This window comes from Pantoea sp. OXWO6B1 (genome assembly GCF_001641135.1).
Taxonomy (GTDB): domain Bacteria; phylum Pseudomonadota; class Gammaproteobacteria; order Enterobacterales; family Enterobacteriaceae; genus Pantoea; species Pantoea allii.
Genome location: NZ_LWLR01000001.1, coordinates 2,798,349 through 2,819,942 on the forward strand (window position 1 = coordinate 2,798,349; position 21,594 = coordinate 2,819,942).

General features: G+C 55.5%; 16 protein-coding genes. 6 read left to right on the plus strand and 10 right to left on the minus strand.

Features of this window, described 5'->3' with window-relative positions; genetic code table 11:
• Positions 1-57: 57 nt before the first annotated feature.
• The 3 genes from add to manA form a co-directional block, all read right to left on the minus strand.
• Positions 58-1,053, minus strand: a complete 996-nt coding sequence (add, locus tag A6A26_RS15280) for an adenosine deaminase (protein WP_063879515.1) — start codon at positions 1,051-1,053, stop codon at positions 58-60.
• Positions 1,054-1,268: 215 nt separating this feature from the next.
• Entirely contained in the window at positions 1,269-2,768 is a 1,500-nt protein-coding gene (locus A6A26_RS15285) for a YdgA family protein (RefSeq protein WP_063879516.1), read from the minus strand.
• A 131-nt stretch (positions 2,769-2,899) separates the two neighbouring features.
• Positions 2,900-4,075 carry a mannose-6-phosphate isomerase gene (manA, locus tag A6A26_RS15290; RefSeq protein WP_063879517.1) on the minus strand — a complete coding sequence of 392 codons (1,176 nt, stop codon included), beginning with the start codon at positions 4,073-4,075 and terminating at the stop codon, positions 2,900-2,902.
• A 197-nt stretch (positions 4,076-4,272) separates the two neighbouring features.
• Here manA and fumC point away from each other — a divergent pair, with 197 nt between their 5' ends.
• Complete coding sequence (fumC, locus tag A6A26_RS15295) at positions 4,273-5,670, plus strand: class II fumarate hydratase (RefSeq protein ID WP_063879518.1); 1,398 nt, start codon at positions 4,273-4,275, stop codon at positions 5,668-5,670.
• Between the two features lie 33 nt (positions 5,671-5,703).
• Here the strand turns inward: fumC and tus are convergent, their stop codons facing one another.
• Positions 5,704-6,645: a DNA replication terminus site-binding protein gene (gene tus / locus A6A26_RS15300; RefSeq protein WP_063879519.1), complete on the minus strand. Its 942-nt coding sequence runs from the start codon at positions 6,643-6,645 to the stop codon at positions 5,704-5,706.
• Between the two features lie 191 nt (positions 6,646-6,836).
• Between tus and A6A26_RS15305 the strand changes: the two genes are divergently transcribed.
• Complete coding sequence (locus tag A6A26_RS15305) at positions 6,837-8,024, plus strand: MFS transporter (RefSeq protein ID WP_063879520.1); 1,188 nt, start codon at positions 6,837-6,839, stop codon at positions 8,022-8,024.
• A gap of 188 nt (positions 8,025-8,212) precedes the next feature.
• Positions 8,213-8,707, plus strand: coding sequence for an RrF2 family transcriptional regulator (locus A6A26_RS15310; RefSeq protein ID WP_063879521.1), 495 nt, complete (start codon positions 8,213-8,215; stop codon positions 8,705-8,707).
• A 67-nt stretch (positions 8,708-8,774) separates the two neighbouring features.
• Here A6A26_RS15310 and A6A26_RS26170 read toward each other — a convergent pair whose 3' ends face one another.
• The 3 genes from A6A26_RS26170 to A6A26_RS15320 form a co-directional block, all read right to left on the minus strand.
• On the minus strand, positions 8,775-8,903 hold the full coding sequence (locus A6A26_RS26170; RefSeq protein WP_256392263.1) for a hypothetical protein: 129 nt from the start codon (positions 8,901-8,903) through the stop codon (positions 8,775-8,777).
• A 221-nt stretch (positions 8,904-9,124) separates the two neighbouring features.
• Positions 9,125-12,280 (minus strand): multidrug efflux RND transporter permease subunit OqxB, encoded by a 3,156-nt coding sequence (oqxB, locus tag A6A26_RS15315; RefSeq protein ID WP_063879522.1) that lies wholly within the window; start codon positions 12,278-12,280, stop codon positions 9,125-9,127.
• A gap of 12 nt (positions 12,281-12,292) precedes the next feature.
• On the minus strand, positions 12,293-13,447 hold the full coding sequence (locus A6A26_RS15320) for an efflux RND transporter periplasmic adaptor subunit (protein WP_063879523.1): 1,155 nt from the start codon (positions 13,445-13,447) through the stop codon (positions 12,293-12,295).
• Positions 13,448-13,752: 305 nt separating this feature from the next.
• Here A6A26_RS15320 and A6A26_RS15325 point away from each other — a divergent pair, with 305 nt between their 5' ends.
• From A6A26_RS15325 to A6A26_RS15335, 3 genes are all read left to right on the plus strand, one after another.
• The gene (locus tag A6A26_RS15325) at positions 13,753-14,109 is read left to right on the plus strand and encodes a helix-turn-helix domain-containing protein (RefSeq protein WP_063879524.1); all 357 of its coding nucleotides are present in this window, start codon (positions 13,753-13,755) and stop codon (positions 14,107-14,109) included.
• A gap of 89 nt (positions 14,110-14,198) precedes the next feature.
• Entirely contained in the window at positions 14,199-14,636 is a 438-nt protein-coding gene (locus tag A6A26_RS15330; RefSeq protein WP_063879525.1) for a ribonuclease domain-containing protein, read from the plus strand.
• 2 nt (positions 14,637-14,638) lie between these two features.
• Positions 14,639-14,902 (plus strand): barstar family protein, encoded by a 264-nt coding sequence (locus tag A6A26_RS15335; RefSeq protein WP_063879526.1) that lies wholly within the window; start codon positions 14,639-14,641, stop codon positions 14,900-14,902.
• Here A6A26_RS15335 and A6A26_RS15340 read toward each other — a convergent pair.
• From A6A26_RS15340 to A6A26_RS15350, 3 genes are read right to left on the minus strand one after another with little or no spacing between them, the layout of a single operon-like run.
• A complete protein-coding gene (locus tag A6A26_RS15340; RefSeq protein ID WP_063879527.1) occupies positions 14,899-17,274 on the minus strand; it encodes a virulence factor SrfC family protein in 2,376 nt (791 codons plus the stop codon). The two genes, A6A26_RS15335 and A6A26_RS15340, sit on opposite strands and share 4 nt — an antisense overlap.
• The gene (locus A6A26_RS15345; protein WP_063879528.1) at positions 17,271-20,234 is read right to left on the minus strand and encodes a virulence factor SrfB; all 2,964 of its coding nucleotides are present in this window, start codon (positions 20,232-20,234) and stop codon (positions 17,271-17,273) included. The genes A6A26_RS15340 and A6A26_RS15345 overlap by 4 nt, the downstream gene beginning before the upstream one ends.
• A gap of 2 nt (positions 20,235-20,236) precedes the next feature.
• The gene (locus tag A6A26_RS15350) at positions 20,237-21,577 is read right to left on the minus strand and encodes an SrfA family protein (RefSeq protein WP_063879529.1); all 1,341 of its coding nucleotides are present in this window, start codon (positions 21,575-21,577) and stop codon (positions 20,237-20,239) included.
• Positions 21,578-21,594: the final 17 nt, after the last annotated feature.

The following is a 21,594-nucleotide window of genomic DNA, read 5'->3' on the forward strand; positions in this document are numbered from 1 at the left end:
AAAAGGCCGCTGATTCAGCGGCCTTTCTGTTTACTGCACTTTTTATTTCTGCATTTTTTATTGCAGCTTCGCCCGAATAGCCGCTTTTTCAGCTTCACTCAGGAAGGCAATCGTAAGACCGTTTTCCTGAGCCTGGCGCATCTGCGCCTGACTCAGTCCCGCAGCAGGTGCAGCATGTCGATATTCATGTTCCAGCTCAATGCCCTGTACTGCAGGATCGTCGGTGTTAATCGTGGCGAGAACGCCATGCTCCAGGAACACTTTAAGCGGATGTTGTGCCAGTGAGGCAACGGTACTGGTTTGGATATTTGAGGTCAGGCAGGATTCGATACCGATGGCGTTTTCCGCCAGAAAATCCATCAGCGCGCGGTCTTCAATCGCTTTTACGCCATGACCGATACGTTCAGCGCCTAACTCGCGAATGGCCTGCCAGATGCTTTCCGGACCTGCCGCTTCACCGGCATGCACGGTAATGCGGAAACCGGCATCCCGCGCGCGGGCAAAGTGACGCAGGAACTGATTACCCGGCGCGCCCAGTTCATCACCGGCTAAATCGACGGCGGTAATGTGATCGCGAAAGGCCAGTAAACCGTTCAGTTCGTCCAGGCAGGCCTGCTCACCAAACGTGCGGCTCATGATGCCCGTTAAACGCACGTCGATATCATGCTGCTGGCATCCGGCTTTTATGCCGTCAATGACGGCTTCAACCACACCTGCAATCGGCAGATTATGCGTCATCGCCATATAGCCTGGCGAAAAACGCAGCTCGGTGTAATGGATACCTGCTCTGGCGGCATCCTCCACGTTTTCGCGGGCCACGCGCTGGCAGGCGTCAAGATCGCCCAACACTTTCACGCCCCAATCCAGCTTTTGCAGAAAGCTCACCAGATCCGGCTGTGTTTCCGTAACCTGCACATGCGGACGCAGGGCTTCAAGCGTAGTGGCGGGCAAGGTCAGGTTAAACTGACGGCCTAAATCAAGAATGGTTTGTGCACGGATGTTGCCATCAAGGTGGCGATGAATATCAGTAAGGGGAAGCGTTGAATCAATCATGGAGTGCACTCGTCCGGGTATCTGTAAAGTGCAGAACATTATAAAAATATCTTGCGCAACAACGCCAGCGATTTGCGCAACAAGTGAGTCAGGTGCTGCTTAATTGCGCAAGGGAAGGTGATCTACGAACATGCGTTTTGCCAGTTATGGGGCAGCATGGGACGTTCAGGCATAAAAAAAGGCGGCCAAAGCCGCCTGATTCAGGAAGATAACGCTTATTCTGGCATGCCTTCGTTGGTTGGCACGCCCAGCATATAACGCGACATAAACTGTTCCAGCGTCATTTTATCGCCATTCATATTCACCTGGCCGTTAGCATACTGCAGGCTGGTAACGATGTTGTTGTCCTGGGTTTGTGTCAGACGGAACATCTGCCCCATCGCCGCCAGGCCTTTAACCTGCTGATCGGCCAGCTTCTGCGCGTCGTCAGCCTGATAACCTTCTGCCAGTCCAATGTGACGCATGGTTTCTGTTGCCATTGGCATATTGATAGACAGTTTTAAATCCAGCGTTTTCAACACGCGGTCTACCGTGGCGGCCAGCGTCTGCGGCTCGCCAGTCACTGTCGATGGATCGTTAAAGTTCGCGTTCAGATTAAAGGTGCTTTCACCTTTATCATTCTTCCAGCTCAGAGGTGCAACGCTGATCGTTGGCGCGCCTTTTAACAGCACAGGCAGATTATTCAGCAGAATGGCACGAACGCCAGTCTGGAAACGTACTGGATCGTCTGCCACGCCGGGCTGATTCATCAGCGTGGTCAGCTGGGCGTTATAGTTATCCGAGAAGGTTTTTACGCTCTGCGCATCAAACTGTGACAGCTTCATTTTTAAGGCAAACTGGCCCAGATTTTGTTTTTGTACTTCAACGCCATCAATTTTGTAATTGATATCGCCACTGATTTTGCCCGCTTTGTTATCAAAGGCAGAATCACCGACCATCTTGTTAAGAATCACAGCGTCCTGACCATTCACGGCGGCGGCGACTTTATCCACGCTGATGGATTGATCGCCAATGCGCACGCCTTCGTTGGTGAGATGGGTATCGGCGTTAACTTTCAGGCCGTTCAGCGTAAACATGACTGGCTGGTCGACCTGATTCTTGCTGGTGATAGCAACGCTTGCGATGTCACTGTCCAGCGAGACTTTATCGCCTTTGTTATCTGCACTGATGTTCACCGTGCCGCCACTGGTGGCCGCGCGCTGCGCCGTTTGCGCATTTTGATAATCGATTGGCAGAATATTTACCGCGGTATCGGTGCTTCCACTGTAACCCACGCGCGTTTCAGCATTAATGAACGACTGGTTGTTCGTCAGCTCAAACAGTTTTTTGACCGCGTCGGTGTTTGTCAGGGTGGTATGAACCGATGCCATGCTCGGGATCAGGTTGAATTTTTTCAGTTGGGCGAACGGGAAAGGACCGTGATCGATCTGCTCATTAAGAATGATGCTCTGACCTGGTTTTAACAGCGGGTTATCTTCCGTTTGAGAGCTCGCCTGAATGACCACATTCATTTTACTGCTGAAAATGCCGCGTTGATAATCCTGATAGCTGACCTTCAGACGACTGTTGGGCGCCAGAGTAGTTAACTGAGCGTTGGCATTTTGAATCATCTGATCCATATTGCTTTCCAGCTTTTTGCCGGTAAACCATGCCGCACCTGTCCAGACTACGCCCAGAGCAACTACCACACCAACGGCAACTTGAGTCTTTTTCATTGCTGAATCGTCCTTATCCTTGATTTCATCCGCCTTGCAGACTGCGCCAGACAGCGGAAGAAGAAGCGCCCGCAGGCATTTTAGCTAATAGTTTGAAATAATAGCAGTTAAGCGCAGTGACGTCAGCCGTCTCAGTTTAACGCATTAAATACACGTGCTACACGGCCGTGACCCACGATCGTCAGGGACGGATCGTTCGCCGCGACAAAACAGGATTCGCCGGGTTTTAGCACCAGTTGCTGCTGGCCGCAGACGAGCGTTGCCTCACCTTCAATGCAAAACAGCAGGGCTGCACTGTCCTGACAGACAGAAAGCGGCTTATCCGTAACCGTATGAATGGAAAATGAAAAATCATCCACCGGAATAGGAAAGTTGAGACTGTTTTCGTGCTGTTCGGGTTGGGTCAGTAACTGACTGGCCGGTTTTTCTTCAAATTTCAGATTGGCCATCAGTTCTGGAATATCAATATATTTTGGCGTCAGGCCAGCGCGCAACACGTTATCGGAATTGGCCATGACTTCCAGCGCGACACCATGAAGATAGGCATGCGGGGTTTCAGCAAACAGGAACATGGCTTCGCCGGGTTGCAGGGTGATCACGTTGAGCAGCAGCGGAGAAAACAGACCGCTGTCATCCGGATACTGCACGGCGATGTCGGTAATGGTCTGCCATGGCTCACCCTGGTGTTGCTGGGCTGTGGTCATCAGGACAGCTAACGCGTGCGATTTTGCATCGTTCTCAAGTGAGAGCAGGGTGGAAAACAGCGCGGCCAGGCTCTCCAGGTTAGGTTGGCGCAGGAACTGCGCAATCTGCGGATGCGCTCCGGCAACCGGCTCCAGCAGTGAAACCATCTCTTTCAGTTCGCGAAAGCCGTTGATGGCTTTAAACGGCGTCAGCGCATAAACCAGTTCGGGTTTGTGGTTAGCGTCTTTGTAATTACGTTCCGCGGAGTTAAGTGGGATGGAAGCGGCATTTTCCCGCGCAAAGCCCTCTTCGGCGGCGCGTTTGCAGGGATGCACCTGAATTGACAGCGGCTGATCGGCACACAGCACCTTAAACAGAAAAGGCAATTCGCCAAAGCGCTTCGCCACGGCATCGCCCAGCATCTGCTGCGGATTGGCCGCAATCACATCACGTAACGAACGGGGCTTGCCATGTTCTTCTACAGTCGATGGGCTTTTTGGGTGCGCCCCCATCCACAGTTCAGCCATCGGCAACTGCTTAGGATTCGCCATGCCATAAAGCGACGTTAATGCTGTTTTACTGCCCCATGCATAATTTTGCAGAGAGTTAGCCATTTTTTTCATGAAATTAATTGCCTTACTGGCGGGAAATATTGCGCTTATTAAACCAGAAACTGACATGGAAAATACATATCCAGCGCAAGAAGGATGCTAAGCTCGGAGGATGTTAATAAATTGTATAGGTTTAACCGCGTCACACAGGCTTTAACCGGCAATGGGTGACGCGACGTCTTATCTAAAACTGTGCTAAGGAGAGAATCATGGCAGCCAATCGCGTTGAAAAAGATTCAATGGGGCCAATTGATGTACCGGCTGAGAAACTTTGGGGCGCACAGACACAGCGCTCACTGGAGCATTTCCGTATTTCGACAGAAAAAATGCCTGTCGCGTTGGTTCACGCGCTGGCCATGACCAAGCGTGCCGCCGCCAGCGTTAACCGGGATCTGGGTTTATTGCCAGCGGAGCGGGCTGAGGCGATCGTTAACGCCGCCGATGAGGTGTTAGCGGACAAGCACAGTGACGAGTTCCCCCTGGCGATTTGGCAGACCGGTTCCGGCACCCAGACCAACATGAACATGAATGAAGTGTTGGCTAACCGCGCCAGTGAGCTGCTCGGCGGTGAGCGCGGAATGGCGCGTCTGGTGCATCCTAACGACGATGTTAACAAGAGCCAGAGTTCGAATGATGTGTTTCCCACCGCCATGCACGTGGCGGCAGTGATTGCGGTTCGCGAACATCTGGTTCCACAGCTGAACGTGCTTAAACAAACGCTGAGCGCCAAGTCAGAAGCGTTCAAAGACATCGTTAAAATTGGTCGTACACATTTACAGGATGCCACGCCGTTAACGCTGGGCCAGGAAATCTCTGGCTGGGTCGCCATGCTTGAACATAATCTTAAGCATATTGAGCAGAGCATTCCGCACCTTGCCGAGCTGGCACTGGGCGGCACGGCGGTGGGAACCGGCCTGAATACCCATCCTGAATATGCGGTTCGCGTGGCTAAAGCTTTAGCCGATTTAACCCAACAACCTTTTGTGACCGCGCCGAATAAATTTGAGGCGCTGGCAACCTGTGATGCGCTGGTACATGCGCACGGGGCGCTTAAAGGGCTGGCGGCGTCGCTGATGAAGATTGCCAATGATGTGCGCTGGCTGTCATCAGGCCCACGCTGTGGTATCGGTGAAATCGCTATCCCGGAAAACGAACCGGGCAGCTCGATTATGCCAGGTAAGGTGAATCCAACCCAGTGCGAAGCCCTGACGATGCTGTGCTGCCAGGTGATGGGGAATGATGTGGCGATTAATATGGGCGGTGCGTCAGGCAACTTTGAGCTGAACGTTTATCGTCCGATGATTATCCATAACTTCCTGCAGTCGGTGCGTTTACTGGCAGATGGCATGGACAGTTTCAACCACCACTGCGCCACCGGTATTGAACCTGTACGTGAGCGAATTGAGCAGTTACTTAACGAGTCGCTTATGCTGGTTACCGCCTTAAATACGCATATTGGCTATGACAAAGCCGCGGAAATTGCCAAACAGGCTCACAAACAAGGCTTAACGCTTAAAGCCTCGGCGCTGAAGCTGGGTTATCTCACTGAGGAAGAGTTTGATGCCTGGGTTCGTCCGGAAGAGATGGTCGGCAGTATGAAGCAGTAAGTCAGGTTCATCAGGGCCAGCACGGCCCTGATGTCATACCGGACAATCCACCCATAAATGCAGTCGGGGAATCAGCAAATACAGCGGTTCAGCGGCAGGCTTATAGCGATGCGTAATATTGTCGGCATCATAATTCAACAGTTCACCTAACTGGGGCACCTGGCTGCGGTCGCGACACAGCACCAAAATCGGTGACGGACAGGCCAACTGGGTTTGCTTTTTCTCTTCTGCGCGCCAGACCCGCGCGATAGGCTGCACTTTGACCGGACGCTTGATTTTAAGACGCGCCGAAGCGGGAAGGGCACGCACATCCGCCAGCTCTTGCTGCACCTTTTCTGCCCACTGTTCACGCGTCCAGGGTGCCTGTGCGCGACCGGCTTTCAGGCTTTTTTCCAGTTGAGCGACAATCTCTTCCCGTTTCACGTTTTTAATGACCTGCTTATTGGCCCAACCAAAACGTAAACTTTCTGGTGCTGTGATAGCGGTAAGGGTTCGGTAGGCATTAAGGGTGATCAGCCCACGTAAATGCTGATGAACAAATTCAAAGCGGGCTTCAGAGGGCAGGCCGGACTCCACGGTAATCAACTGTTCCAGACGGGCTTTACTTTGATTGATCCCCGCGATACGGCCGGTCAGTTCACGCTCTTCCTGTTCGTTGCATTCAATGCAAAGCGCACCCGGTAAGCGCACGGCGGCTTTAGTGCTGAGCTTTTCCGACTGATGTTGCATAAACAACCGACAGTAGTGATTAAGTGCCATCTCGCGTGCCGCAATGCCAAGATGCTGCTCGACGGTAATCTGGCTGATGGGGTCATGTTCGTGGCCTTTTTCGACCGGCGGTAAACGAAAGACCCGGGCAATCAACAGCGGAAGCGACTCTGTCTGCTGACGGAGTTCCCCCAATGCCTGCTCAAGATCCTTTACGCATTGCTGCATGTCTGTCACTAAATCGTAGCGCACTGTTGTCTTCTCCATAGTTACAACATGCTTACTGTGGCAGAACGGTTCCTTCTCTGCAATAGCGCTTATAGTTACAACATACTTTTAGTCAGGCAATGAAAACCGTGCCGCCAGCCCGCGCTGACAGCAAAAAAGCCATCAGCAACATTTTTCCCCTATGCATTAACATGTTATAAAAACCCTTTGCCTGCTAACGGATGCCCGACATGGACGTAATGAAAAAGCCTGGTTCATTCAGCATTATCCTTATGGGGCTGGTTCAGATCGTCTCATGGGGGGGATCTTTCTACCTGATGGCGGTGATGGCTGCGCCCATCGTAGCGGAAACCGGCTGGTCACAACAGTGGGTTTATGGCGCGCTGTCGTTGGGTATTCTGGTCTCCGGGCTGCTGGCACCGCGCTGTGGGCGCATCATTGCACAGACCGGCGGGCGTTTGATGCTGGCATTAAACGGGCTCGTCATGGCAGCAGGGTTAACCCTGATGGGGTTCAGCCATAATTTACCTGTATTTTTATTTGCCTGGGTGATCATTGGTGTGGGCATGGCGATGGGGCTGTACGATGCACTGTTTGCCACGCTGGGCACTCGCTATGGCGGACACGCGCGCGGTGCTATTACCGGCATCACGCTCATCTCTGGATTCTGCACCAGCCTGGTTTGGCCGGGCACGGCGCTGCTTATTCACTGGTTTGACTGGCGCGGTGCCTGTTTCGCCATCGCCGGGTTGTTGCTGGCCTGTGTCCTGCCTGCCTATCTGTTTGCGTTGCCGCCAGGCAAGCCGCCCGCACCGGTAAAGCGTAATAAAAGTCCGCACGGCGCTGAAGCGGATTTTCCTGTGGTGCTGTTCCGCCTGCTGTGCGCCATTTTTACCCTGGCATCGGTGATCATGACGGCGATATCCGTTCAGTTAATCACGCTGCTGGAAGCAAGCGGTTACAGCCTGGCCTCTGCGCTAGCAATCAGTGCCATTCTGGGGCCGTGTCAGGTGGCGTCGCGCATTATCGATATGGCTTTTAAAGGCGGGCATCCCATCTGGACCACATTTTTTTCAGTGGGACTGGTCGCGCTGGGTTTATTGCTGTTGGCACTGTTTCCTCAAACGGCGCTGTTCAGCATGATATTGTACGGCGCGGGCAACGGCCTGCGTGCGATTGTGCGTGGCACCTTGCCGCTGGTGATGGTTAAGCCGGAAGCCTATGCGGTACTGGCGGGCAGAATGGCGCGTCCGGCGCTGATCGGTCAGGCGCTGACGCCGCTGGTGTTTGGCTATGTGTTTGCCACCTATGGGGCAAACGTCACGTTGTGGCTCCTGTGCGTGCTGGCCGTGCTTAATGTATTGCTGGTGGTGGCGCTGAAAAAACGGCTTCCCGCGCGCGTCAGTGCTGCACCGTAAGCGAATCGGGGAAGTGGCAGGGCGGTAAGCACCTTGTGCTGTCGTGGGCCTTATGCTGGTGAATATGTGCCTTGTCGCGGGCCTGTTGCTTCTAAAAAGTAACCGTGTTTGTTATATTTACAGCTGATTCATTGTTCACTCATGCGGCAATACAACAATAAAAACGTACCGCAACTCAGGATACAAAGATGCTTGATTATCGCTTCCCGACAGCTTTGCAAATGGTTCTGAGCGTGGCGATGGCGGAGCAAATGGGAAAACGCTCTACCAGCGCGATTCTCGCTTACGGGCTTGAAGCAAACCCAAGTTTTATACGCAAGTTGATGGTGCCATTGACGCGTGACGGAATTATCGTGTCCACGCTGGGTCGTACTGGTTCCATCCATCTTGGCCGACCGGCGGCGGATATCACTCTGCGTGATATTTATGTCTCCGTCACCGATGACAAAAAACTCTGGGCCGCCCGCCCGGACGTTGCCCCGCGCTGTCTGGTCAGCGCCAACCTGTGCTGGTATTTTAAATCCATCGCAGAAGAAGCCGAGCAGGCATCCCTGGCGGTATTAGCCAAACGTACCGTTGCGGATGCGCTAAATGAGCTTAAAACCCACGATACCAGCAACTGCACCGCCGTGCCTGAGCCGGATGTGGCAGAGCCAGAAAACCTGTGCAAAAAAAGCCGCTGATGCGGCTTTTTTTATATCCTGAACCTGCCAGCCGCTAAATCCGTCATACGGATCAGTAACTGAGCAATCATACCGCCAGCTGAAAAACCACACGCATATTAACGCCCGCCTGTACTTCACTCCCTTCATCCATGATGTCGTTATCGACCCACGGCCTGTTCGCAGTCTGCGATGATACGTTTGCCAGCTTAGCCATCTTGGTTGCATCTGTTCACTTCGTCGCGTGCTACACAACCTGGCGTTCTGTGGCAAATGCCTTTTCGTCGGTGTTAAACCATGCTCGCTTAAACGCACCAGCCCCTGACAGGCATGGCATAATCTGTGCGGCTGCACATCAGGCATCAGGTGGTGCGGTTCAGGAAAATAAGCGAGCAAAATCCGATCCGGACGATAAGATTACCGCCCGGATCAAACCGATTATTGTGGATTCTGTAAAGCGTGATGCGCGGCTTTACGCGTCACCAGCTTACGCAGCGCCACGTAGAACACCGGGGTCAGAAACAGACCAAACAGGGTGACGCCTAACATGCCGGAAAATACCGTTACACCCGTGACGCCCCGAACTTCAGCGCCCGCACCTTCACCCAGAATCAGGGGAATCGTACCGGCAATGAAAGCAATAGAGGTCATGACGATAGGGCGGAGACGCAGGCGACAGGCTTCCAGCGCGGCCTCAACAATGCCTTTACCCTGAATCTCCAGTTCACGGGCGAATTCAACAATCAAAATGGCGTTTTTACAGGCCAGCCCCATAAGCACCACCAGTCCGACCTGGACAAATACGTTATTGTCGCCGCCGGTTAACCAGACGCCCACCAGGGCAGACAGCATCGTCATCGGCACAATCAGGATCACCGCCAGCGGCAGCGTCCAGCTCTCATACAGCGCGGCCAGCACCAGGAACGCCAGCAGGACAGCGACAGGGAAAACAATAAGCGCCGTATTGCCCTGCGTCGCCTGCTGATAGCTGAGATCGGTCCACTCAATATTCATACCGTTCGGCAGTAACTGGCCGGACAGGGTTTCAAGTTGACGCATCGCCTGAGCAGAAGAGAGCACGCGCGGATCGGCATCACCGATTAAGTCTGCTGCCGGATAGCCGTTATAACGAATAACCGGATCGGGTCCATAGGCCGTGGTGATGTGCACCATGCTGCCAATGGGCACCATTTCACCGCGGTCGTTGCGGGTACGCAGGTTCGCAATGTCCTCAACGCTGTCACGGAATTCCCCATCCGCCTGCGCCATGACGCGCCAGGTGCGGCCAAAACGGTTGAAATCGTTAACATAGGATGAACCCAGATAGGTTTGTAGCGTACTGAACAACGCGGTCAGCGCCACGCCCTGAGCTTTCGCTTTATCACGGTCAACCTGCACCTCTAACTGGGGCACGTTGGCCTGGTAAGAGGAAATGGGGAAGTGCATGCCTGGCGTCTGCATCACCGCACCCGAGAGGGTGTTAATGGCGGTTTGCAGTGCGCCATAGCCTAGTCCGGCCCGATCCTGCACGTACAGGGAATAGCCCGAACCCTGACCTAATCCCAGAATAGGCGGTGGCATAATCGAAAAGCCAAAGCCCTGTTGAATGCGGGAAATTTTCGCATTGATCTCCGCATTAATCTGCGCCGCCGTTTGTTTGCGCTCGCTGAAGGGTTTCAGGCCAAAAAAGACCGTGCCACTGTTCGGCGTGTTGGTAAACTGCAACGCATTCAGGCCGGGGAACGCCACCGCGTAAGCCACGCCTTCCGTTTGCAGGCCGATTTCGCTCATCTGTCGAATCACTTCATCGGTGCGCGCTAACGACGAGCCTTCCGGCATTTTTACGCCACCAATCAGGTAAAGTTTATCCTGAGTAGGAATAAATCCTCCCGGTACGGCATGAAACATCCAGCCTGCACCAACCAGTAATACCAGGTAGACGCCAAACACGGCACCGCGACGACGCAGCGTTTTTTCCACCATCGATTCATAGCCGTGCGCGCTGCGCTGAAAGACGCGGTTAAACGGACGGAAAATCCAGCCAAACAGCCGATCGATCAGGCGCGTCGGCATATCTTTCGGGGCCTGATGATCCTTAAGTAACAGCGCGGCCAGCGCGGGCGAAAGGGTGAGCGAGTTAATGGCGGAAATGACCGTTGAAATCGCAATGGTGGTAGCGAACTGCTTGTAAAACTGCCCGGTCACGCCCGACAGAAACGCCATGGGGACAAACACGGCACACAGCACCAGGGCAATAGCAATAATGGGACCGGAGACCTCACGCATTGCCTGATGCGCAGCCGCCTTAGGTGACAGTCCCATCTCGATATTGCGTTCAACGTTCTCCACCACCACGATGGCATCATCCACCACGATACCGATGGCCAGTACCAGCCCGAACAGGCTCAGCGTATTAAGCGAGAATCCAAGCAAATAAAGCACGCTGAATGTGCCTACCACCGACACGGGAACCGCCAGCAGGGGAATGATCGAGGCCCGCCAGGTTTGCAGGAACAGAATCACCACCAGCACCACAAGAAACACCGCTTCCAGCAGGGTTTGCACCACGGCCTTGATGGAGTCACGAACGAAAACGGTCGGATCGTAAGGCGCGGCCCACTTCACATCATCAGGGAAACGGGTTGCCAGTTCGTCCATTTTGGCCCGCACCGCATTGGACAGATCGATGGCGTTGGCTCCCGGTGCCTGGAAGATACCAATACCGACAGCGTCTTTGTTATTTAGCTGCGAACGCAGAGCATAGCTGCCCGAGCCCATTTCAATACGCGCGACATCACGCAGGCGCACCAGCGAACCGTGTTCCGAGGTTTTTAGGATGATATCGCCAAACTGCTGCTCGTTTTCCAGCCGCCCCTGCATATTGATGGACAGGAGAAAATCGCTCTGTTTTTTTAACGGTTCTGCCCCAAGTTGCCCGGCGGACACCTGCACGTTCTGCTCCTGCATCGCGTTCACAACGTCAGACGCGGTTAAACCGCGCGCCGCCACTTTATTCGGGTCCAGCCAGACGCGCATCGCGTATTCACCGGCACCAAAAATCTGGATTTGCCCAACCCCCGGCAGGCGGGCCAGCTCATCTTTCACTTTCAGCGTGGCGTAATTGCGCAGGTAGAGCGAATCGTATGTGTTATTCGGGGAAAACAGATGCACCACTAACGTCAGCGTTGGCGACATTTTTTGAGTGGTGATGCCGAGCCGACGCACGTCTTCCGGCAGTCGCGCCTCGGCCTGAGCCACGCGGTTTTGCACCTGAACCTGCGCCTGATCCGGATCGGTGCCAGGACGGAAGGTCACCGTGGTCACCAACACACCGTCAGAACCGGCCACCGACTTCATGTACATCATGTTTTCAACCCCGTTTATCGCTTCTTCGAGCGGGGTCGCTACGGAATCAGCGATCGCTTTCGGGTTAGCGCCAGGGTATTCAGCACGCACCTGTACGCTGGGCGGCACGACATCGGGATATTCACTGATGGGCAACAACGGGATAGCGATCAGTCCGGTAATAAAAATCAATACGGACAGCACGGCGGCAAAGATCGGCCGATCAATAAAAAAGCGGGAAAAATCCATAACAACCTCAGATTATTGAGCGGCAGTGGCAGCCATATCGACAGTTTTTGCCGTTACCGGCATACCGGGCATAAACACTTTTTGCAGTCCGGCAACGATAACCCGATCGCCCGCCTGTAAACCGGCGGCAACGATGCGTAATCCGTCTGCCATCGCACCGGGCTTAACGTCCCGACGTTGGGCTTTCCCCTGGGCATCGACCACATAGACATATTTGCGATCCTGGTCGGTCAGCACGGCTTTATCGTCGACCAACAGGGCATTAAACTGCGCGCTACCGGGAAGACGTACGCGGGCAAACAGGCCGGGCGTATAGGTGCGATCGCGGTTATCCAGCAGGGCGCGCATACGGATTGTGCCGGTGCTGGCGTTGAGTTGGTTATCCAGGAAGTCGACGTTGCCACGATGCGGATATCCCTGTTCCCCTGCCAGGGCAATTTCAACGGGCAGGGCATGCCGTTGTTGTCCCTGACGCGCCATCGCCTGATAGTGCAGAAACGTCGTTTCATCGACGTCGAAATAGACGAACATCTTGTCCTGCGCGACCAGCGTGGTGAGCACGCTGGCGCTGTCACCGGCGGTGACCAGGTTACCGCTGGTGATCATGGCCCGGCTGGCCCGACCGTCAATCGGTGCGGTCACGCGGGTAAAATCCAGATTGAGCTGGGCCATAGCTACAGAGGACTCAGCGGCCAGCACATCGGCCTGCGCCTGACTGGCTGTCGAACGCCGCTGTTCCCACATCTCGCGCGATACGGCCTGAGTCCCGACTAACTTCTCCGTTCGCGCCGATTCGCTTCGGGTCAGGCTGGCCTGACTCCGTGCCCGGGCCAGCGTCGCTTTTGCCTGTTCCAGCGCCGCGCGGTAGCTGCGATCGTCGATGGTAAACAGCACCTGACCTTTTTTAACCTCATCACCTTCGTGATAATTCACGCTATCGATATAACCCGAAACCCGTGGCCGAAGCTGCACGCTTTCTACGGCTTCGACGCGCCCGTTGAAGCTGTCCCATTGACTGACAGGCTTTACCAGTACATCTGCAACGCTGACCTCGGGCGGCGGCGGCGGTGCATTTTTTGTCTGGCCGGTGTCGCACCCGCTTAGCAGACTGACCAACAGTCCCATTCCCAGTAGGGTAGATCCCTGACGAACCCAGTTAGTAATCATTGTTGTGATTCCGCGATGAACAGTGAAATGAAGCCCGCAGGCCAACATTTGCAACTTCTATGGTTGCAATTTATCGCGAGGAGTGTAGGCTTGTGCGTCAAAGAACTGCAAGAATTACTGATACACTTTATGTGCGGTATGACAAGCCGAAGAAATCGGCCTGGCGGTGACTGAAAATAAGCCCCATAAAAAGTGCGGCATTTAATGTATTAATTAAACTTGCATTAAGTGGCATTGTCATCCACGCTTTTAGTGTAACTGCAACTGATACTAATACTGTTCGCTGCCGCGACGGGAGACTAAACATGATGAGTAACGCTTTTATTCACGACCTTATTGACTGGATCGACAACAACATCGAAGCACGTCTCGATCTCGACACCGTTTCTGAGCGCGCGGGCTACTCAAAATGGCACCTGCAACGGATGTTCAAAGAGCACACGGGCTATCCACTGGGTGAATATATTCGCATTAAAAAGCTGAAAAAGTCGGCTGACCGCCTGACCAGCACCAATGAACCTATCCTGAATGTGGCGATATCGCTGGGTTTTGACTCTCAACAGTCTTTCAATCGCAGCTTCAAACGACAGTATGGTGTGGCGCCGGGCGCATGGCGTCGTCACAGCGTGCCTTCTCAGGCTGCCATGCAGTCAATGCAGTAAACACCGCCGGGGCCAGGTAATCTGGCCCGCGCTTTTTGATCCTCAGGTAAAGCTGCTATCATCTGCATCCTGTTTAAAGGGATGCCATCATGTCAAAAAAACTGTGGGTTGGGCTGGTTCTGATCCTTGTCCTCTGTTGGGTAGGGTTAAAACCTTATTTGACCTCTGCACCAGCCAAAACGTCTGCGTCAGACATTGCTGCCCTTACGGATGTGCGAACGGTCGCCCGGTGGGTCCTGCAGCATCAGCAACTGCCCGATTATTACATTACCAAGAAGCAGGCCCGTCGCCTTGGCTGGAATCCCGCGAAAGGGGACTTGTGCGAGGTGTTGCCGGGTAAAGCTATCGGCGGCGATCGTTTTTCCAACCGCGAAAGAAAATTACCTGAACGTTCCGATCGTCAGTGGTTTGAGGCCGATGTGAACTACCGTTGCGGTCACCGTGAAGCCGACCGGTTGGTTTACTCCTCCGATGGCCTGGTTTTCCTCTCTACCGATCACTACCGCACCTTCAAGCCGGTCCCTTAATCATGCTGACCTTACGTTTCGACCTGCGTCAGATCACCGAGCGTGATGCCTTCTATCGTGCGTTTGCCGCGCAGAGCGGTTGCAGCGCTGGATTCGGCAACAATCTGGATGCGCTATGGGACTGGCTGACCGGAGGAATGGCGTTGCCCGCCGAGATTCATCTGCTGCATGCAGAACAGTGTCATGCCGAGCTGGCACCTGTGGTGGCGTTGCTGGAAGAGGCGGCGCAGTCGCTGTCGGGCGAGCTGCGCCTGATTGGCAGTTAGTGGCGTAACGGTTTGAGCAGCGCGGTGAGTGACTCGCGCGCGGCGACCGGCAGATCGCCACCACCGGTGTAACCGTTGTTCTCAATAATCACCGTGTTCAGCCCCACCAGCCAGTCGTAAATATAATAGGCCGTATGGTTAGCGGGCGCGGCAGAAAGCTTCGTCAGTCGCTGACCTGCGCTAAAATTCACGCTGGGCGCGGGCGGACGCGAAAAAATCGACTGTCCCCGATTGACCCGGCTTCCCGGACGTTCCGCTTCTGGCCGCTGAAGAAAACCAAGCCAGGCGACAAAATCCCCCAGCACCGTCATCGCGCGGGTTACCTGACGGTCGGCACGTGATTCGTGTGTCATGCTCTGTGCATCCGGTTCATGTAACGCCTGCTGCAGGGACTGCAGAATACCGGTGCGGAAGCTGGCCGTAATCAGTTCTTCGATCAACCACTCCATCGTCGCTTTATCAATATTCAGCAGGGCTAACAGGCTCTGGTTTTCCGGCAGCTGACGCAGGTGGTTCAGCCACAGGCTAAAAACCTGACGTGGAAACTGGGCTGAACCCTGACCGAAGCTGGTCTGCTTAGGGGCAGGCTGTTCAACTTCGGCATCGCTGAACAAATCAAACTCAAAGCCAATACCAAACTGATTTTCCGGTGCCTGAATACTGGAGGTCGCCGCCGGAACAGACGAGGTGGACTGGTTGAGCCACAGCTGGCGCAAGGCTTCGCGGGACGGCTGTAAGCGCTCAAGCAGTTCGCCATGCAAACCGGTACGGTGTTGTAAACATTTCAGCAAGGTGTCGGCGATGCTTTGTCTGCGTGCCGCCTGGTCTGGCGACGCACCGGCTTCCGTCCAGGGCTGCAGTCGGCGCTCGACTACGGCGTGCTGGATTTGTGCCAACTGGGCAATCAGCATATCGCGACGTGCGTCGGGCTGCATCTCTTCCTGCAGCCAGTCAGACATCCGATCCACGCCTGCGCGATCCAGGGCCAGCATAGAACCCCACTGCTGACCCGGTTGTCCCACCTGGCGCTGTACCGCCTCGTCAACATTGATCTGCTGATGGCGCGCATCGTAAGGCGTGATCGCCCAAATCAGGCGAGGTTTTTCACCCGCTTCATTGACCGGCTGGTGGCGCTGCCATTCACGCAATGCCCGACTGGCGACATCGACATCCTGACGCTGGCTGGCGGCGGTACAGATCAACAGCAGGTCGATACTTTGCCGGGCGGCATACAGGCCCGGTATCAGGATTCGTTTGTGCTCAAGCAGGCGCGCGCGTAACGCATCCTGCTTCTGCAGACGCTGGCGCTCTTCACGCAGCGCCGGATCGCTCGGCGTCCCGGGTGCAGGCAGTTCCAGCATATCGGCATCGTCATACAGCGCGGTGCGCGGGGTGGAGCTGAGTGGGATGGTGACCTCAAGCGTTAGCAGGGCCAGTAATCCCAGCGTCACGTTCTGCGGCTTACCCAGACGGTTACCGTTTAACGGACAGACTTCAACCGACAGCGACTGATCCTGCTCGCTGGCGGGAACGATCAACTGCTCAGCGGGCAGCAGGGAATTATCCGTCAGCAGACTGAGCGGAGCCAGTACCCGGGTGCTGTTACGCAGCTGATGGCGTAAGTGCAGTAAGCTTCGCACCAGCTCATTCAGGGCCGGCTCAGCGGGCCACAGCAGTGAAAACAGCTGCACACGGTCATCCACGCTCAGCCAGGGAGCCAGTTCAACAGCCTGCGGCCAGAAATGGCGATCCAACTGGGCGTCATACAGGTGATGACGGCGGCACCAGGACCAGAGCGTGACCAGTGCATCGCTCTCCAGACCCGGCAACGGCGTAGTTAAACGATGGCGTTGCAGGCGTTGCAGCACGCTGTCAATTTTCGCAGTGTCGGGCTGCGTTACCCCTTCACCACAGGAGATGGCCAAACGCACCACCTCGGCCTCGCTCAGCAGCGTCAGCTCGACCGGCCACTCCGAGGAGAGGATTTCACGCTGGTGGGTAAAACGCGTTGCGGTGGCAAAATCGAGATTGCCGGGGTTGACGTGCTGGAAATAATTAATCGGTTTATCGCTCAGCGCGGTGATCAACTGACCTTGTGCGTCAGCCACCATTTCCGTCAGCAGCCAGGCTTTGCCCGCCTGCGACTGTCCAAACAGCGCCAGCGTCACCGGGCGCGCAACCTGCTGCGCCAGGGCCTGCGCCTGCACACGCGCCTGCCGTAACTGCAGGGTCAGGGTTTCGGCTTCCAGTGCCAGCCGCGGCGACTGTTCGCGCGTGCTCTCAATCCAGGCCAGGCTGCCGTTCAGGGCGTCCTGCAATAAACTCAGGCGTTTTGCCAGCGTCTGCGGCTGGCGGGGTTTTACCGATCTCATCGTTTACACACACTCCCGCTGTCAATCCAGTATTGCGCATTGGCATTGCCCGTGGCGGAGAGAGTATTCAGTTTGAGGCTCAGATGTTCAAGTGGAACACGCGTACCATCATCCAGTTTGGCTTCGCTTAACACCAGATTTTCAGGGCCGGGCGCACCCGGACCGGCCTTCACTGCCAGCTTCACGCGCAGAACGCTTTCACCTGCGACCTTGCGTGCCAGTGCCGCATCGTTGAGCGTCAGGCTGTACAGTGGCGAGGCGGGCCAGCGTTCATTATCTAACTGGCGGAATCCCAGGCATACGTTACCGCGAATGCGGAAGCTGCTTTTACGGTCCAGCGAGAACTGGTGATCGTCGAGATCGATGTCGCTATAGCAGAGGTTCTCGTCCGTCAGCGCCTGATTTTCGTCCAGCATGCCCAGATAGCGAATGGTGGAGTAAGGCTCAAAGTCACCTGCACGGAACCAGAAGCTGCTCAGGCGTAAATCCAGCGCCAGCAGACACAGCATCGCGCCGACTGCGGCGGTCGATTTCGGGTTATCAATACGGCCGTGCTTATTAAACGGATACCAGTCACTGGTGTGATAGCCTTCGAGCGACAGAATACGGCTACCCGGCAGTGGCTGTAGATGGCGCACCAGTGCCTGAATGCCCGGGAACCGCGACGGACGTCCGGTCAGTAGCAGCACATCGCACTGATAGAGCGAGACCACTTCACACATGGAGCGCAGGGCCGGAATAATCGCCATGCGGTGCTGCATAAACTCACCGTGAAGCTGGGCCATGCTCACGACCAGCGGCACCTCAAGCAGATCGAAACGGCTGTTACCGCCCAGTTCTCGCTGAATTTCACCATTAATAAAGGCAAGCACCGCATCGGCAGGGCGCTGATCGACCAGTTCGCCAAACAGGGCGTTGATCTCGGCATGGCTTTCCAGCGGGTCCCAGTTTTCGTACCGTTCCAGCACCGCCTGAGCCAGCGGGATAAACAGCTGTAACGTGGCCTGCTGGCGTAACGTTGCCTGTCCATCCATGCGGCTGTCGTGACCAAACAGCTTGTTGATCAGCGGCTCAGCCAGCGTCAGTCCTGCTTTTTGCAGGCTCTGCTGCAGTGCAGGCAAAATCCACAGCTGAATCACATCCAGTAAAATATCATCACCGGCCACTTTGAAACCTTCGCGAAACAGCAGGCGCGGGGTGATTTTGACGTTGTTGCCCTGACCGTCGTCAAGACGGTACTGGGTAATGGCTAAATCGGTGGTGCCGCCGCCAATATCAATGGAGGCGATACGCAGGCTCTTGCCTGGCAGCTCGTCGGCTTCGCGCGGACGGTCGGGGCGCGCCATGCTGCTAAAGAAATCTTCTGCACGACCGGCAAAGTTAACCTGGGTCTCGTTAAACAGCCACACCATCTGGCCGCAGGTCGCTTCGTCCCACTCCATCTGCACATCCGGCACGGGTTTGCTGCTTTGGGCCTGGCTCTGTTCGGTAAAATCCTCGTCAGCCGGATGCCAGCCCTCGGCTTTCCACACCAGCGCGATGGCTTCCTGCATACGGCGGCGGAATATTTCACGCTCGGGTTTTGGCATGGCGGACGGCAGCGTCAAAATGACATGGCGCAGCTGGCGCGGTGCATGGCTTTGCGGCATACGCTGACGCTGTGCCGCGCTGTTCATTTGCATCAGCGCCTGGGCCAGCAACTCACACAGCATAAAGGTCATCAGTGAACTGCGGCTGTAGTGGGCGGAGAACACGGGTAAGCGCTCATCCACGGGCAGCGCATACAGCGGCTGACCTTCGTCATTCATCAATGAGGTAAAAGGTGCAGCACAGGCCTGAGGCTCACCCTGCGGACTCTGCTGATTGAAGCGCCAGCCTGGCTGGTAGCGTGCTTCGTCCCACAGGTAACGGCGAGGGCTGGACAGGCCGGTACTGCCTTCCAGACCGGCACGCTGCAGCGCCAGGCGACTGGCTTCACGTCCGACGCGAGTTAACGAGGGCCACATAAAGGCCTGCTCGCGGCCGCTTTCCAGCGAAAAGTTAGCTTTACCAAAACGGGCTTCGGCAAATTCCAGTCGACTGTCGAACAGTTCGTTATAAACCCGATGGGGATGAGACAGATCGCGCATTTGCAGCTCATAGGTCTGCTTCAGGCCATTGCTCTCTTCCGGGTGATCTTCCACGAGGATGCCGCAGGTGTGGGAGTTCCCCACGTCGAGAATGATATCGACATTGACCGCCGGCGTTTGCAGCGTGGCGGCCTGAATATGAATTTCAGTAAGGTTAAGCTGTTCGCCCAGCAATTCCAGCAGGTTGAGGTAGTGCGCCTGGTATTCAAACTCACGCAGAGCCTGGCTAATTGCCTGTTCCCGGCGATCGGATACGCGATCCGTGAAGGACTCGCGCAGCCAGCCATCCACCCACGTATGGTCAAGAAAATCGCCCAGCTCGTAGTTGTGCCAGGCCAGCGCAAAGGTGACACCGTTTTGCGCATCGGAGGGCGTCAGTCCCAACTGCTCGCCGCCGTCTTCTTCAGGCACGCAGCGGGTATCAAAAGCCAGGGTGACGCGGTGCGTATTGCCTGTACTGTCCGGCTTATCCAGGGCAACCAGCCGCATGCGCGCCCAGTTTTCCGGGCCGCCAATAAAACGTCGGCCTGATGCGCAGCGCAGCATCGGCAGCGGTAGCCAGCATGCTTCCAGCAGCGTCAGGGAGTCGGCCAGGGCGATATCGGTTTCAGGGCGCACCACTTCCGGCGCACCGCCGTCCTGCGGATAGAGTAAAAACTTACCGCTGTTGCCGTCTACATTCAGGCGCAGCAACGGGCCGTTCGCGGTCTGGCGCACGAACTGGCGGCGCGCCTGAGTAGCGGAAAGTTGCAGACCAAAATCAAGAAACTGTACGCCACTGTTCTCAATCAGTGAAATCTTCTGCTTATCATCGATCAGGGGAGCCAACATAGTTACTTACTCTCACGCTTAATCGTAATGGGATACGTACGATCCCCACTGTACTGTGCTTCACATGCTGCCGCGCCAATGCTGGAATGACACACTAACAACGGCATGCGATAACGCGATTTGTCCGCGCACCGGGCAGTAAAGCGGCTCTCAATCACCAGATTACCGGCGCTGGTCATCGCAGCAGTCACATCAGCCTTACAGGTGGTGTTGCCCTGATTAATCTGGACGTTGCCTTTGCCGTTTTTGAACTGGAAGCGCATGACAGGCGGTTTACCGGTTGGGGTTTTGACCTGGTCAATCTCCACGCGCCAGCGACCATCAATGACCTGTACCTGACCATCGCGAACGGCATCCGGTGTCACCACCAGATCCTCGGGTTTAGCGGGCACTGCCGGTACGACGACGTTTGAAAGCGTGGATGACGGGGCGCTGGCCGTTGCTGTCGCGGCGTTTGCCACCACTGCGGCCGGTTTTTGTGGCAGCGTGGCGGACAGTTTTTCAGCCGAAGCCACCACCGCCGGAGGCTTACTCGCGATAACCGGCGCAGGAGCCGGGCTGTTTTGAGCAACGGGTTGCGCCGTGGTAACCGGTTCTGACTTTGGCATATGTAAAATAACAGCCGTCGCTGCCGCAGCGGCCACGGCCACGGCCAGGGTTGGGATGAGATACCACAGGCGGAAAGGCCGACGGCGCACTGCCGTCACAGGCAACGGTTCAGCTGCCTGAACAGGGACATCACTGACCGTCGGCTCCGTAACCTCGGGTTCAGGTGTCACCACAGGTTCAGGTTCTGGCGCAGCAGCCACGGCGACAGGCTCAGGTGGCGGTTCAACCAGCACAGTGGGCAGTGACTCTTCAAGGCTGTCACGCAGGCAGGCCAGCGCATCATCACGATTACGCTCCTGAGCATCGACAAATCCCCAAAAGGTAATGACGGGTTTACCGTTAACCAGATACACATATTGCTGATTAGGGAACTGCAGGCTTTTGCCTAACAGCGCACCAAACAGGCGCATGGCCGGATTAGCTGCATCGCGTGCGCGGGCGCTGATCTCCTGCAGGTCCTGCTGGCAGGCGGTGAGGTGTTGTAAAGCCTGACGGCGTTCATAATCGCTGGCACCCATCCAGGATTTCACTTTGCCCGGGAAGGGCGAGTACCAGTCAAGCCGGTCGCCACGTTCATTGGTTTGTGGAATGGCCAGGCAATTTGCCAGCGCGCTTTGACGGCGCAAACGCAGGGTTTCACGGATTTGCAGGGCGGAAGCAAATACAGGCTGGCCGTTCTCGCCCAAAGCCAGAACCGCATCCAGATTGCCGCTGCGCAGAAAAGTTTTTGCCACCTGTTAAGCCCTTATCG

What these genes read in the sequence shown, in the direction of transcription:
- add (WP_063879515.1), bottom strand. Translation starts at nt 1,053, where the DNA reads ATGATTGATTCAACGCTTCCCCTTACTGATATTCATCGCCACCTTGAT.
- A6A26_RS15285 (WP_063879516.1), bottom strand. Translation starts at nt 2,768, where the DNA reads ATGAAAAAGACTCAAGTTGCCGTTGGTGTGGTAGTTGCTCTGGGCGTA.
- manA (WP_063879517.1), bottom strand. Translation starts at nt 4,075, where the DNA reads ATGAAAAAAATGGCTAACTCTCTGCAAAATTATGCATGGGGCAGTAAA.
- fumC (WP_063879518.1), top strand. Translation starts at nt 4,273, where the DNA reads ATGGCAGCCAATCGCGTTGAAAAAGATTCAATGGGGCCAATTGATGTA.
- tus (WP_063879519.1), bottom strand. Translation starts at nt 6,645, where the DNA reads ATGGAGAAGACAACAGTGCGCTACGATTTAGTGACAGACATGCAGCAA.
- A6A26_RS15305 (WP_063879520.1), top strand. Translation starts at nt 6,837, where the DNA reads ATGGACGTAATGAAAAAGCCTGGTTCATTCAGCATTATCCTTATGGGG.
- A6A26_RS15310 (WP_063879521.1), top strand. Translation starts at nt 8,213, where the DNA reads ATGCTTGATTATCGCTTCCCGACAGCTTTGCAAATGGTTCTGAGCGTG.
- A6A26_RS26170 (WP_256392263.1), bottom strand. Translation starts at nt 8,903, where the DNA reads ATGGCTAAGCTGGCAAACGTATCATCGCAGACTGCGAACAGGCCGTGG.
- oqxB (WP_063879522.1), bottom strand. Translation starts at nt 12,280, where the DNA reads ATGGATTTTTCCCGCTTTTTTATTGATCGGCCGATCTTTGCCGCCGTG.
- A6A26_RS15320 (WP_063879523.1), bottom strand. Translation starts at nt 13,447, where the DNA reads ATGATTACTAACTGGGTTCGTCAGGGATCTACCCTACTGGGAATGGGA.
- A6A26_RS15325 (WP_063879524.1), top strand. Translation starts at nt 13,753, where the DNA reads ATGATGAGTAACGCTTTTATTCACGACCTTATTGACTGGATCGACAAC.
- A6A26_RS15330 (WP_063879525.1), top strand. Translation starts at nt 14,199, where the DNA reads ATGTCAAAAAAACTGTGGGTTGGGCTGGTTCTGATCCTTGTCCTCTGT.
- A6A26_RS15335 (WP_063879526.1), top strand. Translation starts at nt 14,639, where the DNA reads ATGCTGACCTTACGTTTCGACCTGCGTCAGATCACCGAGCGTGATGCC.
- A6A26_RS15340 (WP_063879527.1), bottom strand. Translation starts at nt 17,274, where the DNA reads ATGAGATCGGTAAAACCCCGCCAGCCGCAGACGCTGGCAAAACGCCTG.
- A6A26_RS15345 (WP_063879528.1), bottom strand. Translation starts at nt 20,234, where the DNA reads ATGTTGGCTCCCCTGATCGATGATAAGCAGAAGATTTCACTGATTGAG.